This is a genomic window from Rouxiella badensis (assembly GCF_002093665.1).
Taxonomy (GTDB): domain Bacteria; phylum Pseudomonadota; class Gammaproteobacteria; order Enterobacterales; family Enterobacteriaceae; genus Rouxiella; species Rouxiella badensis.
The window spans coordinates 64,145-79,746 of record NZ_MRWE01000018.1 but is presented as its reverse complement, the minus strand read 5'-3'; the positions used below and the strand labels follow the sequence as shown (position 1 = coordinate 79,746).

General features: G+C 53.6%; 17 protein-coding genes. 8 read left to right on the top strand and 9 right to left on the bottom strand.

Annotated elements, in window-relative coordinates:
• Positions 1–14: 14 nt before the first annotated feature.
• Positions 15–1,106 (bottom strand): alkene reductase, encoded by a 1,092-nt coding sequence (gene nemA / locus BS640_RS12345; protein ID WP_017492935.1) that lies wholly within the window; start codon positions 1,104–1,106, stop codon positions 15–17.
• Positions 1,107–1,310: 204 nt separating this feature from the next.
• Between nemA and BS640_RS12340 the strand changes: the two genes are divergently transcribed.
• Together BS640_RS12340 and BS640_RS12335 are read left to right on the top strand one after the other, a co-directional pair.
• Positions 1,311–1,550 (top strand): DUF1289 domain-containing protein, encoded by a 240-nt coding sequence (locus tag BS640_RS12340; protein ID WP_084912657.1) that lies wholly within the window; start codon positions 1,311–1,313, stop codon positions 1,548–1,550.
• A 75-nt stretch (positions 1,551–1,625) separates the two neighbouring features.
• On the top strand, positions 1,626–2,522 hold the full coding sequence (locus BS640_RS12335; RefSeq protein ID WP_017492937.1) for an aldo/keto reductase: 897 nt from the start codon (positions 1,626–1,628) through the stop codon (positions 2,520–2,522).
• A gap of 16 nt (positions 2,523–2,538) precedes the next feature.
• Here the strand turns inward: BS640_RS12335 and BS640_RS12330 are convergent, their stop codons facing one another.
• From BS640_RS12330 to BS640_RS12320, 3 genes are read right to left on the bottom strand one after another with little or no spacing between them, the layout of a single operon-like run.
• Positions 2,539–4,590, bottom strand: a complete 2,052-nt coding sequence (locus BS640_RS12330; protein WP_026110680.1) for an FUSC family protein — start codon at positions 4,588–4,590, stop codon at positions 2,539–2,541.
• 9 nt (positions 4,591–4,599) lie between these two features.
• Positions 4,600–5,457, bottom strand: a complete 858-nt coding sequence (locus BS640_RS12325) for an efflux RND transporter periplasmic adaptor subunit (protein WP_017492939.1) — start codon at positions 5,455–5,457, stop codon at positions 4,600–4,602.
• Between the two features lie 5 nt (positions 5,458–5,462).
• The gene (locus tag BS640_RS12320) at positions 5,463–5,699 is read right to left on the bottom strand and encodes a DUF1656 domain-containing protein (protein ID WP_165429655.1); all 237 of its coding nucleotides are present in this window, start codon (positions 5,697–5,699) and stop codon (positions 5,463–5,465) included.
• A 192-nt stretch (positions 5,700–5,891) separates the two neighbouring features.
• Between BS640_RS12320 and slyA the strand changes: the two genes are divergently transcribed.
• Positions 5,892–6,326, top strand: coding sequence for a transcriptional regulator SlyA (slyA, locus tag BS640_RS12315; RefSeq protein ID WP_017492940.1), 435 nt, complete (start codon positions 5,892–5,894; stop codon positions 6,324–6,326).
• A 162-nt stretch (positions 6,327–6,488) separates the two neighbouring features.
• Here slyA and BS640_RS12310 read toward each other — a convergent pair whose 3' ends face one another.
• A complete protein-coding gene (locus BS640_RS12310; protein ID WP_017492941.1) occupies positions 6,489–6,959 on the bottom strand; it encodes an outer membrane lipoprotein in 471 nt (156 codons plus the stop codon).
• Between the two features lie 264 nt (positions 6,960–7,223).
• On the opposite strand from BS640_RS12310, the gene anmK reads away from it, so the two are divergent.
• The 5 genes from anmK (at position 7,224) to pdxY (ending at position 11,998) form a co-directional block, all read left to right on the top strand.
• Positions 7,224–8,357, top strand: a complete 1,134-nt coding sequence (gene anmK / locus BS640_RS12305; protein ID WP_017492942.1) for an anhydro-N-acetylmuramic acid kinase — start codon at positions 7,224–7,226, stop codon at positions 8,355–8,357.
• Positions 8,358–8,397: 40 nt separating this feature from the next.
• Positions 8,398–8,730: an MliC family protein gene (locus BS640_RS12300; protein ID WP_017492943.1), complete on the top strand. Its 333-nt coding sequence runs from the start codon at positions 8,398–8,400 to the stop codon at positions 8,728–8,730.
• A gap of 169 nt (positions 8,731–8,899) precedes the next feature.
• On the top strand, positions 8,900–9,577 hold the full coding sequence (gene pdxH / locus BS640_RS12295) for a pyridoxamine 5'-phosphate oxidase (RefSeq protein ID WP_017492944.1): 678 nt from the start codon (positions 8,900–8,902) through the stop codon (positions 9,575–9,577).
• A gap of 193 nt (positions 9,578–9,770) precedes the next feature.
• Complete coding sequence (gene tyrS, locus BS640_RS12290; protein WP_017492945.1) at positions 9,771–11,045, top strand: tyrosine--tRNA ligase; 1,275 nt, start codon at positions 9,771–9,773, stop codon at positions 11,043–11,045.
• A 92-nt stretch (positions 11,046–11,137) separates the two neighbouring features.
• Positions 11,138–11,998, top strand: a complete 861-nt coding sequence (gene pdxY, locus BS640_RS12285) for a pyridoxal kinase PdxY (RefSeq protein ID WP_017492946.1) — start codon at positions 11,138–11,140, stop codon at positions 11,996–11,998.
• A 40-nt stretch (positions 11,999–12,038) separates the two neighbouring features.
• Here pdxY and gstA read toward each other — a convergent pair whose 3' ends face one another.
• The 4 genes from gstA to fabV all read right to left on the bottom strand — a co-directional run bounded on the left by gstA (position 12,039) and on the right by fabV (position 15,437).
• Entirely contained in the window at positions 12,039–12,644 is a 606-nt protein-coding gene (gene gstA / locus BS640_RS12280) for a glutathione transferase GstA (RefSeq protein WP_084912656.1), read from the bottom strand.
• 72 nt (positions 12,645–12,716) lie between these two features.
• Positions 12,717–13,583 carry a 4-hydroxy-tetrahydrodipicolinate synthase gene (dapA, locus tag BS640_RS12275; RefSeq protein WP_017492948.1) on the bottom strand — a complete coding sequence of 289 codons (867 nt, stop codon included), beginning with the start codon at positions 13,581–13,583 and terminating at the stop codon, positions 12,717–12,719.
• Between the two features lie 186 nt (positions 13,584–13,769).
• The gene (locus BS640_RS12270; protein WP_017492949.1) at positions 13,770–14,042 is read right to left on the bottom strand and encodes a hypothetical protein; all 273 of its coding nucleotides are present in this window, start codon (positions 14,040–14,042) and stop codon (positions 13,770–13,772) included.
• 195 nt (positions 14,043–14,237) lie between these two features.
• A complete protein-coding gene (gene fabV, locus BS640_RS12265; protein WP_084912655.1) occupies positions 14,238–15,437 on the bottom strand; it encodes an enoyl-ACP reductase FabV in 1,200 nt (399 codons plus the stop codon).
• Positions 15,438–15,602 lie beyond the last annotated feature (165 nt).

Here is a 15,602-nt window from a genome sequence, read left to right as displayed (position 1 = left end):
TGTTTTGAGGCAACTTACAGCGTAGGATAGTCGGTGTAGCCTTGTGCGCCGCCGCCGTAGAAGGTTTCTGGCTTCGGCTCGTTGAGCGGAGCATGGTTTTTCAGACGCTCAACCAGATCCGGGTTGGCGATATAGCTGCGGCCAAACGCTACGGCGTCGATGTAGCCCTTCGCAATAAGCTCTTCGGCTTTCTCGGCGGTATATGCACCGGCACCCACGATGACACCTTTATAGTGCTCGCGAATCGCTTTGCGGAACGACTCGGTATAAGGCTTGCCGCCGGCCCAGTCGGGTTCCGAGATATGCAGATACGCAAGACCACGCTTGTTCAGCTCATCGAGCAGGTAGAGCGCTGCTGACTCCTGATCTTCGCCGTTGTCCAGACCGTTGAATGGGCCCAGCGGCGAGATGCGAATGCCTACACGGTCGGCGCCGATTTCAGCAACGGCGGCATCGACCACTTCCAGCGTTAGGCGAGCGCGATTTTCAATGCTGCCGCCGTACTGGTCTTCGCGTTTGTTAGAAGCCGGAGAGATGAACTGGTGCAGCAAATAGCCGTGCGCCGCGTGCAGCTCGATGTAGTCGAAACCGGCCTCACGCGAATTGGCTGCTGCCTGGCGGAAGTCGTTAACGATCCCCGGAATTTCAGCGGTTTCCAGCGCACGCGGCGTCGAGCACTCTTCGCGGACGGCATTGCCGTTTTCGTCGCGCAGGCTAGTACGGGTCCCGGCCGCAATGGCGGAAGGCGCAACCGGCGGCTGCTGATTTGGCTGTAGGCTGGTGTGCGAAATACGGCCTACGTGCCACAGCTGGACGGCAATGTGCCCGTCTTTCGCGTGCACACCGGCAACAATTTTTTTCCAGGCGGCGGTTTGTTCCGGCGTGTGCAGACCCGGTGCACCGGCATAGCCTTTCGCCTGGAAGGAGACCTGCGTCGCTTCGGTGATAATCAGGCCGGAGCTATGGCGCTGGGCGTAGTATTCGCCCATCAGCGGGGTAGGGATATCCCCCGGCTCGATGCTGCGCAGACGGGTTAACGGTGCCATAAATACGCGATTTGGCAGGGTTTTATGCCCGACTACCAGGGGCGTGAAGAGCTTGGTCATGTAACTATCTCCTGAAACAATAATGAGATGGGATGATGAATCATTCTTGGCTCACGTTAATAGACCAGTCAGTCTAGGTCAACCTGAGGCTTTGCTCCACAGCTCATTTTGCTACGTCGAGATGTCACCTTTGCAGATTTTTGGTATAAAATATCAGCATCTTTACCTGTTTTCTCTCCATCCACCGGTTAGCGCGGAGTAATTTTGGCTCAGCAGCTCGAGTTTTTCGACATTCCCAGTCCCTGCCGCGGCGTGTGCGAGTCCGGGCCCAACGGCTATTGTCGCGGCTGTTTTCGCAGTCGTGAGGAGCGTTTTGGCTGGATGAGCATGAACGATACCGAAAAGCGCCACGTATTGCGCCTGTGCCACCAGCGCTTCCTGCGGCTAAAACGCGCTGCCAGGGCCGCTGACGATCCGGCTCCCGAACAGCCCTCACTGTTTTAATTCCCCTTTCAAATCAATGAAAAATTCATAAAACAGGCTATGCTTGGCCGACCATAATGAGAAAAGGAATACACAATGGAACAACGCACGCGTATTGCGCCGCAGGGGCCGGAATTTTCCTCAATGATTTGCGGCTATTGGCGTTTGATGGAGTGGGGCATGACGCCGCAACAGCTGCTGGCGTTTATCGATCAACACGTTGAACTTGGCATAACCACCGTCGATCACGCGGATATCTACGGCAATTACCAATGCGAGGCCGCCTTTGGTGAGGCGCTGAAGCTCAACCCCTCGCTGCGTGACAAGCTGCAGCTGGTGAGCAAATGCGGGATCTCAACCACCGCCGCTCCAGGTAATCCGATCGGCCATTACATTACCGATAAAGCCTACGTTATTGCGCAGGCCGAACGTTCGCTGAAAAATTTACATACTGACAGCCTCGATCTGCTGCTGATTCATCGTCCGGACCCGTTGATGAACGCAGACGAAACCGCCGAGGCGTTCACTGCCCTGCATCAGAGCGGCAAGGTGAAGTATTTTGGTGTCTCCAACTTTACCCCGGCGCAGTTTACCCTGCTGCAATCGCGCCTGCCGTTTTCGCTGGTGACCAATCAGGTCGAGATTTCGCCGATTCATCAGCCGGCCATCCTCGACGGCACGCTGGATCAATGCCAGCAATTGCGGATCAAGCCGATGGCCTGGTCTTGTCTGGGAGGCGGGGGTCTTTTCAATGATCCACAATATCAACCGCTGCGGGATGAACTGCAGAAAGTAGCAGAAGAGACGGGCGCAGAGACCATTGATCAAGTGGTCTATGCCTGGATCATGCGTCTGCCGTCACGTCCGTTACCGATCCTTGGCAGCGGCAAGATTGAGCGTATCGCCTCGGCGTGGAAGGCATTGTCGCTGGACATTAACCGCCAGCAGTGGTTCCGCATACGCAAGGCTGCACTGGGATACGATGTTCCCTGAGGCAAAATAACCGGCCTCAGGCCGGTTTACCGGCAGGCTCAGACGCGCCTGCCGCCACGTCTTCTATATTGATAGCCGACTGCAGCTGCGACAGCGAACAGTAAAGTCGCCAGATGACACCCGCCAGTTCGCGCGCCGAGGCATCGGGGTGCTTCGACAACGCTTCGCTGATGCGCTGCAACTCGTTTAGGCTGGCATCAAGCTTCGGATGACTCACGCCCCGCTCGGTCATAATCCCCTTCAGACAGTGAATGCACACGTCACGCACCTTTGACAGCGGATTTGACCGCGTTTCCCACTCTCGCAGTTGCCAAACAATGTGGCTACAGTTGAGCAGCACCACGCCCCAGCGCAGCAACCAGGTGCGCGAGACCTGATCCTTGCTCTGATTAAGCTGGTTAACGCGATAGTAAATCAGCGACTCGAACTGCAAGTGTGACATCTGCGGTCTGCGGCTAAGCTGGTCGATAAAATCGCGGCGCAGGGCGCGAATCTGGCGGCGACTCTTGCGGCTGTCCGAGCTTGGGCGCAACACCTGGAAGAAAAGTCCGGCCAGCATCACGCCGGCAATCTCGGCTAAGCCATCATTAATGAACGACTGATAGTCAAAGCTCGGTGGGTTCGCCACGGCGAGCAGCGATCCACTGAAGACAATCAGTTGTCCCCACAGACCGGCATACGCTTTGTACTGCAATTTGCACAGCTGCATCGTCGCCAATACCGGCAGGATGAACGCGCAAAAAAGCCAGAAATCGGTGATTTGCACCATCACGCCGAACTTGATAATGAAGCAGCCGATAAACAGCAGCATCAACGACTTAGTCAGCAGATTGATGCTGTTGATGGGGGAAGCCGTCGAGGAGTAGAGCACACAGCCAATAGCGGCCAACGTGACGCCCGACGCCCCGGAGTCCCATTGGGTGTTAATCCAATACGCGCAGGCCACCACGATGCACAAAAAAGTGCGAAATCCGCTGTAAGCCGCCTCATAGACGTCGGCGTGGCGAGTCAGTTTACTCACCTTGGGGGCCTGAATCTGATCCACCGAGACCACATTGGCGTTTTCAACCTGTTGAAGCAGACGTTCGTTGCGCAAATAGAGCCAGCAAAAATCGCGCAGTCGTTGCCAGAAAGCGTGATGACGATAGTCGGCGGGATCGACAGGCCGGATGTTTTTGAGCGTCTTGGCCAGCTGATATTTGCTGGCATTGGGTTTCCTCAGCTCGTCCAGCAGGGCGGCAAGCACCTCGTTGAGGTTCTCGGGAGGATTCGGCCAGTTGAGCATCATCCTGCGCAGGCTGGAGATGTAGCTGGTTAGCCGCAGCTGCTGATGCAGCAGGTAGTTGAGCAGATTGTTCTGCTGACGCAGGCGGTAATGGCTCCAGAAGGCCTGGATACGCAGCAGGTTGAGGGTCAGTATCTGATTGATTACCCCCTCGTGGGAGACGCGAATCTGGTTGGTGACTTCGCTGCGCCACAGCAACTGCGCGTGTTCCAGCAGCTGAACGTGCATCTTGCGCAACGAAGTCAGCAGCGCATCGCCGTCGGAGGTGCTGGGCATCACCATCATCATGAAGCCCCCGCAAAGGATCCCGGTAATGACTTCACAAACCCTGGCCTGCGCGATGTCAAAGATAGTGCCGGTATCGGTCACGTTGACGGTTGAAAAGGCGATAATCGCGGCGGTATAACCGGCCAACGCAAAGGCATAGGAGACATTGTTCTGATACAGATTGGAGGCATAGGTGCAGACGCCCAGCCAGGCGGCGATAAACAGCGTGAACAGCCAGGGGTCGTTCAGGCAGTGTCCGGCAATGAGCACCGCCGCCGATGCGCCGAGCAGACTACCGAAGACGCGGCCGATACTTTTGCTTATGACACCGCCGACGGTCGGGAAGCTGACCACCGCCGCCGAGGTAAAGGCCCAGTAAGGCTCATCGAGCTGTAGCACAAAGGCAATCCACAGCGCCAGACACATGGCGATAGAGTTTCGCAACGCATAGCGCCACTGTCCTCGCGTGGATCGACCCCAGAGCGTGTTTTTCCATTCCAGCCACGAGAAATTCAAGCTTTTCCCTTAATAATGAATCGATATCGTGCAGGTAGTCCCGGCAACCAGCACCAGATTACTCGGGATATTATCGATTTTGATCCTCACTGGAACGCGTTGAGCCAGACGCACCCACGGTACGTTCGGCTTAACGTCGAGCAACAGGCCGGTGTCGCTTTCGACGCTCTGGTCGTAAATGGCGCGCCCGATACCCTCGACCTCACCCTTGAGCGGGATATTACCGTTATACAGCACAATATCGGCCGGACTGCCGACCTTGATGTGCTTGAGCTTTGTTTCTTCGAAATAGCCTAAAACGTAGAAGGAGTGCGCATCGACCAGCGCCACCAGAGGCGTACCGGTAGTGGCATAGTTGCCTTTACGCGCCACCAGGTTAGTGATGTAGCCGTCGGTCGGAGCAAAAATTTTTGTTTTGCTCAGATTCCAGCGTGCCTGCTCCAGCATGGCTTTCGTCGCTTCAAGTGTCGCTTTCATTGATTTGGCTTCGAGATTTGCCTGGTCTAACGACTCGCTCGAGATGACATCGCGGCCCAGTTTCTGCCGGCGTTCGGCTTCGTGATTGGCTTTATCGAGGTCTGCCTGTGCCTTGTCAACCGAGGCCTGGGCATTATCCACCGCAATCTGGAAAGGCACCGGGTCAAGGTTAAACAGAAGTTCTCCTGCATGGACATATTGATTGTCATGCACGGTAATATCGGTAACCCTGCCTGACACTTCTGGCGTGATATCGACGAGCTCGGCGCGAACTTTTCCATCGCGAGTCCACGGCGACTGCATGTAATAGTTCCACATCCACCAACCCGCGCATAATGCGACGGCGAGCACTGCAAGCGTTGAAAAATATTTTAGTGTCTTAAATTTCATCTTTTTTACTCATTAACGATCAGTAATAGCGCCGCGCATATCGATATGACAAATATAGATAAATCCATCAAAGTGGGATGCCAGATTTCACCGGAATAGATCCAGTTGCGCAACAATCGGTGAATAATCAACCAAATTAACAATCCAAGTAAAAAAGCTTTAAAAATAGGAGGAAAATATAGAGAGGCACCCAGCACAAGATCTGGGAGAAAAGGGCCAGAATGGAACATTTGCGCAATCACAATATTAATCTCTGCATCGGGTTGTGTTATAAATAACCTGGCTTCTGGGTGCGTTTTGCATTCGGGGCACGAGTCTCAGATTAATTGTATAAGGTGTTACCGTTTTAGATTTGTAATTTTACGATTAAATTCACGAGAACTAAGCTAAACTCTGGGGAGTTATCTTAGCATGCTAATTATAAGGAGGGTGCATTGGAATCAAACCTTGGGTCAGATCTCGCACGATTAGTTCGTGTCTGGCGTGCGTTAATCGACGATCGGCTGAAGCCATTGGAGCTGACGCAAACGCATTGGGTTACCTTGCATAACATCAATATCTTACCGCCTGAGCAGTCTCAGATTCAATTGGCAAAAGCTATCGGTATTGAACAGCCGTCGCTGGTGCGAACCTTGGATCAGTTGGAAGAGAAAAGGCTGATAACGCGTCAAACCTGCGCCAGCGATCGCCGTGCGAAGCGCATTAAACTCACGGAAGAAGCGGCACCAATCATTAATCAGATGGAAACGGTGATTGATGATACCCGCAAAGAGATCCTCTCAGGGATGTCTTCTACCGATATTAATTTGCTGTTAGAAATGTTGGCAAGATTAGAAAAAAACATTGCTTCCCTACAAAACAAACCATAACGACAGCAAGCATTAGAACCACATCGATGGCCATGCGTTTACCGTGATTTAATCTTCGATTTGTTTTTAAGCAAGACCGTAGCCAGGAAAAAAATCGGAACCCCTGCAGGCAGGGATTCCGATTTTTTTTATGCCCGTAACAAGGTCACGAGCGAGGGGAGATTAAACGCCCGGAGAAACGGTGATGGTGCTGCCGCTGGTCGCCATGCTGACGCGCTGGCCAACATAGTATTTGGTGCTGCTGTCAACTTTCTGCACGACCTGGATGGTGTTGCCATCATCTTTACGGATCTGCAGTTCAACACCGTTTGCACGGTTCAGGCCATTAGTGACTGCGTTACCCGCAACCGCACCGGCCACTGCACCACCGGCTGTCGCCAGGCTGCGCCCTGCACCGCGACCAATGGTGTTACCCAGGAAACCACCCAATACGGCTCCACCGATAGCGCCTATCACGTTGTTTTGGTCATCACCCTGAATCTGCACTGGGCGAACAGACACCAAGGTACCGTAAGAAATGTTTTGAACCTGCTTCGCCTGTGAGGATGAGTAGACATTGCCTGACAGTGAGTCGCTTACGCAACCGGCGAGAGTGGAACCCATCAGAGCGACGATGAGAATACGCTTAATCATAAAAAGCTCCTGTTTATAGTCACGTCCCCGCAGTTCAGCGAGTCGACGTTTGAAATCGGGACACAGTTCAACATCATTGTAGATAGTGTCAGCTACTATCATAACTCAAACTGGTGATTATCTTATAGACGCGCTTATCAACTAATAATAAACGTTGGTTTATTTTTGCGAGATTAGCAAAAAAATACGCGACCAAAACCCTTTCTTTGTGACAGCCTGTTTAATTAACCTTTATCCTTCGGGATTTTTGCGGGAGTTCATAAGATGCTAACCAAGAAGTCAGGCCGTTACATCGGCGTTATGTCAGGCACCAGTCTGGATGGAGTTGACGTCGTGTTGGCGGCGATCGATGAACGCATGGTGGCCCAGCAGGCCAGCTACTCGCATCCTATCCCGCCGGACATTAAAGAGGCGGTACTCGGCATGTGCCAGGGACAGGCGGTGACGCTTTCACAGGTCGGCGAATTGGATGCCCGTCTGGGACGTCTTTTCGCCGAGGCGGTGCTGGGATTGCTCGACAAGGCAGGGATCGACGCCGAAGAGGTGACCGCCATCGGCTGCCACGGGCAAACCGTGTGGCATCAGCCGAAAGGCGACACGCCGTTCTCCATGCAGCTGGGTGACAATAATCGCATTGCCGCGATGACCGGCATTACCACCATCGGCGATTTTCGTCGTCGTGATATGGCATGGGGCGGGCAGGGCGCGCCGCTGGTGCCCGCCTTCCATCAGGCACTGCTCGCGCATCCCACCGAACGCCGGATGATCCTTAATATCGGCGGTATTGCCAACCTTTCGCTGTTGCTGCCCGGCCAGCCTATTCGCGGCTATGATACCGGTCCGGGCAATATGCTGATGGACGCCTGGATCTGGCAGCAGCGCGCGCTGCCCTACGACAAAGACGCCGCGTTCGCGAGTGAAGGGCGAGTGGATTTGATGTTGTTACAGCACATGCTCTCCGACGCCTATTTTGCCGAACCTGCGCCAAAGAGCACCGGCCGCGAATATTTTAATCTGGCGTGGCTCGAGCGACAGCTGGCGAGTGCGCATCCGCTGGCGGCGGAGGACGTGCAGGCGACGCTGGCCGAACTGACGGCCACCAGTATTTCCGAACAGGTTCAGCTGGCGGGCGGCTGCGACCGGCTGCTGGTGTGTGGCGGCGGGGCGAGAAATCCGTTGGTGATGGCGCGTCTGTCGGCGATGCTGCCCGGCACCGAGGTTAGCCCTACTGACGCATTTGGCGTGAGCGGTGATGACATGGAGGCGTTAGCCTTTGCGTGGCTGGCGTTTCGCACGCTTTCGGGACAGCCGGGCAATCTGCCTTCTGTGACTGGTGCGAGCCGCGAAACGGTGCTCGGTGCGATTTATCCGGTTTTTTCCAACGTTGTACGTGAATAGACTAGAGTGGTTAGCACGGGCAAAAATCAGGAAAATCAAAATGAAAAAAGCCATTCTCGTCGGACTAACCAGCGTTGTACTGGCCGGTTGCAGTCAGTTTAGCCATCAACCGGCCTCCGACGCCGCTCCCGACAGCGTTCAACTGCATTATGAATGCGGCACGACGCCGCTTAGCGTAACGCTTAACAAACCGGCACGGCAGGTCAGTTTAATTCTCGACGGGATTCAGCTGCATCTGCCGCAGGTAGAAGCGGCGTCCGGTACGCGCTACAGCGACGGTCACTACACGTTCTGGTCCAAAGGTAACGCAGCATTAGTCCAGCGCGGCGATGACGTGATCATCGACGATTGTGTCATCGTTCCTGCGAACTAGGCGCGACAGCGTGCCTGTTCACCCCGGCCACTTACCTGAGTCAGCGTCCGGAAATGCTTTCACTTGCCGCGTTGCTGTAATCCCGATTACTTGGGGATAGAGCATTGTTATCTTTTAAAGTGTGGCGCAAAATAAACCCATCCCACTACTGACTAAATGTTGAACCTATATGGCTGAAAATAATGAGTTTGACGTTGCCGATCTGCGACGTGAATATACCCGAGGTGGTTTGCGCCGCAAAGATTTGACGGCAGAGCCGATGGCGCTGTTCGAGCACTGGTTAAGACAGGCCTGCGAGGCAAAACTTCCGGATCCGACCGCAATGTGCGTCGCTACCGTGGACGAAAATGGTCAGCCTTTCCAACGTATCGTCTTGCTCAAACACTACGATGAGCATGGCATGGTGTTCTTCACTAACCTGGGCAGCCGCAAGGCACAGCAGCTGGCGCTGAATCCGCGTATCAGCCTGCTTTTTCCGTGGCACATGCTTGACCGTCAGGTCATCGTGCTGGGGCAGGCCGAACGTTTACCGACGCTGGAGGTGATGAAATACTTCACCAGCCGTCCGAAAGACAGCCAGATCGGGGCCTGGGTCTCCCAGCAATCGACGCGTATCTCTGCCCGCGGCGTGCTGGAAAGCAAGTTCCTCGAGCTGAAGCAGAAATTCAGCAATGGCGAAGTCCCGTTGCCAAGCTTCTGGGGCGGATTCCGCGTGAAATTCGATTCGATGGAGTTCTGGCAGGGCGGCGAACATCGCCTGCATGACCGCTTCATTTATCAGCGCGAGACGGCATCTGAAGGCAATGCGCCGGGAACTGGTTGGAAAATAGACCGACTCGCGCCTTAAGCCGCTAAAAGTTGTCTGAAAACCTAGCGCTCGTCCCTCGGGCGCTTTATTCTATACCCCTTACAAACTCCCTGTGCCTTAACGGTCAGTCTTTGTAATCCCAGATTTCGCAAACGCGTGGACGAGGGTGTCGGCGCGTTTTTTTGCATGAATAATCCCGATAAACAATTTTCCAGAATTGATGGAGTTTTTGATGGCAAGCAGCAACTTGATTCAACAATTGCAGGAGCGGGGGCTTATCGCCCAGGTTACGGACGAAAATGCGTTAGCAGAGCGACTGGCGCAAGGGCCAATTGCACTGTATTGCGGTTTCGATCCTACCGCCGATAGCCTGCACTTGGGCCATCTGGTGCCTTTGCTGTGCCTGAAACGCTTCCAGTTGGACGGCCACAAGCCTGTTGCTCTGGTCGGTGGCGCAACCGGTCTCATCGGTGACCCGAGCTTCAAGGCGACCGAACGTAAGCTGAATACCAACGAAACCGTAAACGAATGGGTTGAAAAAATCCGTCATCAGGTTTCCCCGTTCCTTGACTTCAACTGCGGTGAGAACAGTGCGGTCACTGCCAATAACTACGATTGGTTCGGCGGCATGAACGTGCTGACCTTCCTGCGTGACATCGGCAAGCACTTCTCAGTTAACCAGATGATTAACAAGGAAGCGGTTAAGCAGCGTCTGAATCGTGACGACAGCGGTATCTCCTTTACCGAATTCTCTTACAACCTGCTACAGGGTTACGATTTCTCTTCTCTGTACGACCTGCACAAGGTTGAGCTACAGATTGGGGGTTCTGACCAGTGGGGTAACATCACCTCGGGTATCGACCTGACGCGTCGTCTGCACCAGAAGCAGGTGTTTGGTCTGACCGTTCCATTGATCACCAAATCAGACGGGACCAAGTTCGGTAAAACCGAAGGCGGCGCCGTGTGGCTGGATCCGAAGAAAACCAGCCCTTACAAATTCTACCAGTTCTGGATCAATACCGCGGATGCCGACGTTTATCGTTTCCTGAAATTCTTCACCTTCATGAGCATTGAAGAAATTAATGCGCTGGAAGAAGAAGACAAAAACAGCGGTACCGCACCGCGTGCACAGTACGTGCTTGCCGAGCAGGTTACCGGCATGGTTCACGGCGAAGAAGGCCTGGCCGCAGCGCGTCGCATCACTGCCAGCCTGTTCTCCGGCGCATTAAGCGACATGAGCGAAGCCGACTTCGCCCAGCTGGCGCAAGACGGTATGCCAAGCATCGAGCTGGAAGGTGATGTTGATTTGCAGCAGGCGCTGGTTAACGCCGAGCTGGAACCTTCACGCGGCCGCGCACGTACCGCTATTTCGTCTAATGCGGTGATGGTCAACGGCGAGAAGCAGGCCGATCCTGAATACAAATTCAGCGACAGCGACCGCCTCTTTGGCCGTTATACGCTGCTGCGTCGCGGCAAGAAGAACTACTGCCTGGCAGTCTGGAAATAAACCGAACCGCCGACGGGACGCTCCAGGCCTGCCGTCGGCAATCTCATTGACCCGTTGCGCCATCTCGCTGATGACGTTGGCATCGGACTCTCATGAAAAATATTCTCTCGATTCAATCCCATACCGTTTTCGGTCACGCAGGCAACAGCGCGGCAGAATTTCCTATGCGTCGTATGGGCGCAAACGTTTGGCCGCTGAATACCGTCCAGTTTTCAAATCATACCCAATATGGCCACTGGACCGGCTGCGTGATGCCCGCCAGCCATCTTACCGATATCGCACGCGGTATTGCCGAGATTGACCGTCTTAAGGACTGTGACGCCGTGCTGAGTGGCTACATTGGTTCGGCGGAGCAGGGCGAGCATATCCTGCAAATCGTTAAGCAGGTCAAAGCGGCGAATCCAGAAGCCTGGTACTTCTGCGATCCGGTGATGGGGCATCCTGAGAAGGGGTGCATCGTTGCACCGGGCGTGGCTGAGTTCCACTGCAAACAGGCGCTGGTTAACTGCGATATTATCGCACCAAACCTGCTGGAGCTGGAAATGCTGAGCGGGAGCACGGTCAATAACGTCGAAGACGCGGTGAGAGCGGCGCGTGAGCTTATTGCCAAAGGACCCAAAGTGGTGCTTATCAAACACCTTAGCCGTGCCGGTTATCAGAGCGATCGTTTCGAAATGCTGCTGGTGACCGCAGAGGCGGCGTGGCATATCCACCGTCCGCTGGTGGATTTCGGCGCGCGTCAACCGGTGGGCGTAGGCGATTTGACCAGCGGATTACTGCTGGTGGACTTGCTTAAAGGCCAACAGCTTGACCAGGCGCTAGAGCACGTGACGGCGGCCGTTTACGAGGTTATGCTGGCCACTCATTCAATGGGTGAATACGAGCTACAGGTCGTGGCAGCGCAGGACAAGATTGTGCATCCGACCCACCATTTCCCTGCCGTTAAGCTTTGATATTATTAGGTTCCCCCGGCTCAGGGGGAACCGATTTCTATTATTTCAGTCCCTCGGCCACCAGCGCCGCATCCACCGCCGACCTGGCCGCGACTCGCTCAATGTAGCTGTTCAAATCGGGCAGTGAAGAGAGGTCAAACTTCAGCGCCTTGGCCCATCTCATCATGGTAAACAGATACGCATCCGCCACGCTAAAACGGTTGCCTAGCAGGAACTGTTTGTCCTTCAATGAAGTATTCAGGTAGGCCAGCTTTTTATGCAGCGCCTCGCGGGTCATGAATTTGTATTCGTCGGGGGTTTTGGGATTAAACAGCGGGCTAATACTGCGGTGAATTTCGGTCGCAATATAGTTCAACCATTCCAGCGCATGATAGCGGGCCAGAGAGCCAAATTCCGGCAAAAGCTGTCGGTCGGGCTTCTGGTCAGCAATGTATTGCACCACCACGGCACCTTCGGTGAGCACCGTTCCGTCATCCAGGACCAGCGTTGGCACCTGGCCTTTGGGATTGATGTGATAGAAATCTTCGCCCTGCTCGGTCTTTTTTGTCACTAAATCGACTTTAACGATAGTGAAATCAAGACCGGCTTCACGCAGGACAATGTGTGGAGAAAGTGAACAGGCACCCGCTTTATAATAAAGTTTCATACAAACCCCGAGTTATCAGATGGTATGCCAGGAACTATATCGTCGTCTGGTTGCAGCTGTTCACATTATAATCTATCTGCTGAATGTATTGAGATAATTGACGATAGCTTCTTCAACTTCTGCGGGGGCAGGCAACATTGGCGCACGCAGTTCGTTTTGCATCAGGCCACCCAGTGAGAGCGCAAACTTGATAGATGCCGGGTTTGGCGCGGCAAACATCAGGCGAATAAGTGGCATCAGCTGGAAGAAGTTCTCGCGTGCGGCGGCAAGGTCACAGGCCTGAACCTGTTTGACAAGCGCCACGAATTTCTCTGGGAACAGGTGAGACGAAGCGGCGATAGCGCCGTTTCCGCCCATGCACAGGGTGGCCAGAATCTGCCCGTCTTCGCCACACAGCACGTCCAACTCGCCGTCGGCAATCAGGGAATAGGTCAAATCGGTGCTGCCGCCGCAGTCTTTCACTGCCACGATGCGTGGATGCTTGGCCAGACGACGCAGGGTTTCCAGCTCGAGATGAATACCGCTGCGATAAGGTACGTTGTACACCACGATTGGCACGCTTGAGCTGTCGGCAAGCTGAGTGAAGAACGCCTCCAGAGCAGCCTGAGAAGGGCGGATATAGTAAGGTGCAGGCAGCAAAATACCGGCAATTGGACGCTCGGTAATGGCTTTCTGCATTGCCACAATGCTGGGCATGTGGGTGCCAGAAAGGCCCATCATCACTTTATTACCCGGCACGACGGTCAGCACGGCGTCGAGGACTTGCAGCTGTTCTTCTTTGCTGAGCATCGGCGCTTCGCCGGTGGTGCCACACACCACAACGCCGTCAACGCCTCTGTCCATAACGTGCTGGCACAGTGCGGTCAGCGCGGGAAAATCAATTTCACCCTGATTGAAAGGCGTAACCAGTGGAACCCAAATACCTGAAAATATTGACATAATTTATACGCCTGACGCAGAGGTCATCCAAAAAATTGTAGGAAAGGCTTTCACAAACCAAATAAAAACGTGCTGCTTTTCAGCTTACAAACAGTCTGCGGTAAAAAGGCGGCGTCGGCTAATGGAATGATTTAATAAGGCCGCCAGCATTATTTATCTGGCTAATGGCATATGCCGAAGCACAGATCAGGGTTTGGGAGAGGTATTGGAGTATTTTTCACGGAATTCACGGCGATAGGCCCGGGATTTCCGTCGTCCTTTTAACCACAGGAAGGTACAGACCAGACATACTCCGCCCGAGAACACCAGATTTCGCATATCGCGGTCGTAGAAGTAAACCAGCACGCAGTCGAGCGCGGCGACGATGGCGAACCATTTATGCACGTGTGAGAGCTTGCGGGTCTCGGCGTTGAGCCGCTTCAGTTGGCGTCCTTCATCCAGGACTTTACGTTTTTCCATGGAGGCATTCCTGGTGAACTCAAGATTGAATCAAATATAACAAAACGAATAAGCAAATACTGGGCCGCATTTAAAAATATCAGCATTTTTTGTTAAAAATGTGCGGTCTCTTACATTAAGAACCGCCGGGGGAAAGGCAGCGATAAAAAAAGGGGGGGAACGTCGCCGTTCCCCCCCTTTTCTATCTCTGAGTTATCAGACTAATTCGATAACGTCGAAGTTCGCTTCAGCGCTGACGTCGGCATCGTAATCAACGCCTTTTAGACCGAAACCGAACAGACGCAGGAATTCGTCTTTGTAACCTTGATAGTCGGTCAGCTCATAGATGTTGTCATCAGTCAGCTGAGACCAGATAACGCCGCAGGTCTTCTGCACTTCGTCGCGCAGTTCCCAGTCGTCCAGACGCAGACGATTTTTGTCGTCGGTGTCAGGCACGGAGTTATTGTACAGTTTGGTCGCGAACAGACGTTGGATCTGCTCGATAGTGCCTTCGTGGATGCCTTGCTCTTTCATGATTTTGAAAGAGATAGCAATATACAGAGGCATTACTGGAATAGCGGCAGAAGCCTGGGTCACCACGGATTTCAGCACCGCAACGTTCGCAGAACCCCCCTTGGCTTTCAGTCGGGTGTCGATAGCCTGAGCTGCGCGATCGAGGTCTTCTTTCGCTTTGCCCAGCGTACCGTGCCAGTAAATTGGCCAGGTCAGCTCGGTGCCGATGTAAGAGTAGGCCACAGACTTGGCACCGTCGGCCAATACGCCTGCGTCTTCCAGCGCGTTCATCCACAGTTCCCAGTCCTGACCGCCCATCACCTTGATGGTATCGGCAATTTCCTGCTCGTTTGCAGGTTCAACAACGGCGGTCACCAGCCTGTCTTTGTTGGTGTCCAGCGCGGTTGATTCGTACGGCTCGCCGATAGGTTTCAGCGCAGAACGCACCAGTTCGCCTGAATCAGGTAATTTACGCACTGGAGAGGCCAGTGAGTAAACCACCAGGTCGATTTGACCCAGGTCTTCTTTGATAAGTTTAATGACGGTATCGCGGCATTCGTTGGAGAATGCATCACCGTTGATGCTTTTAGAATACAAGCCTTCTTCTTTAGCGGCTTTATCGAAAGCGGCAGAGTTGTACCAGCCGGCTGAACCCGTTTTGCTTTCGCTGCCCGGTTTTTCGAAGAACACCCCAATGGTGGCAGCATCTGCACCAAACGCGGCGTTAATTCTTGAGGCAAGCCCATAACCAGTGGAGGCACCAATGACCAGGACGCGTTTTGGTCCGTCTTTCAGTTTGCCCTGCGCTTTCACGTATGCAATTTGCTCACGCACGTTGGCCTCACAGCCGATTGGGTGAGTGGTCGTACAGATAAATCCACGAATTTTAGGTTTGATAATCATGACAAGGCTTATCTTGTTAGTTATTGATGGACGGTAATATTACCTTATTTTCTCGACAAGCTTAACACTCTGCTTTTGTCTCAGAGTAAATTGTCGGAATTTAATTATAGCTAAGGCTGTGAAATGAGAAACAAAAGGACAAGGATTAATCGCTTTTGCCACCGG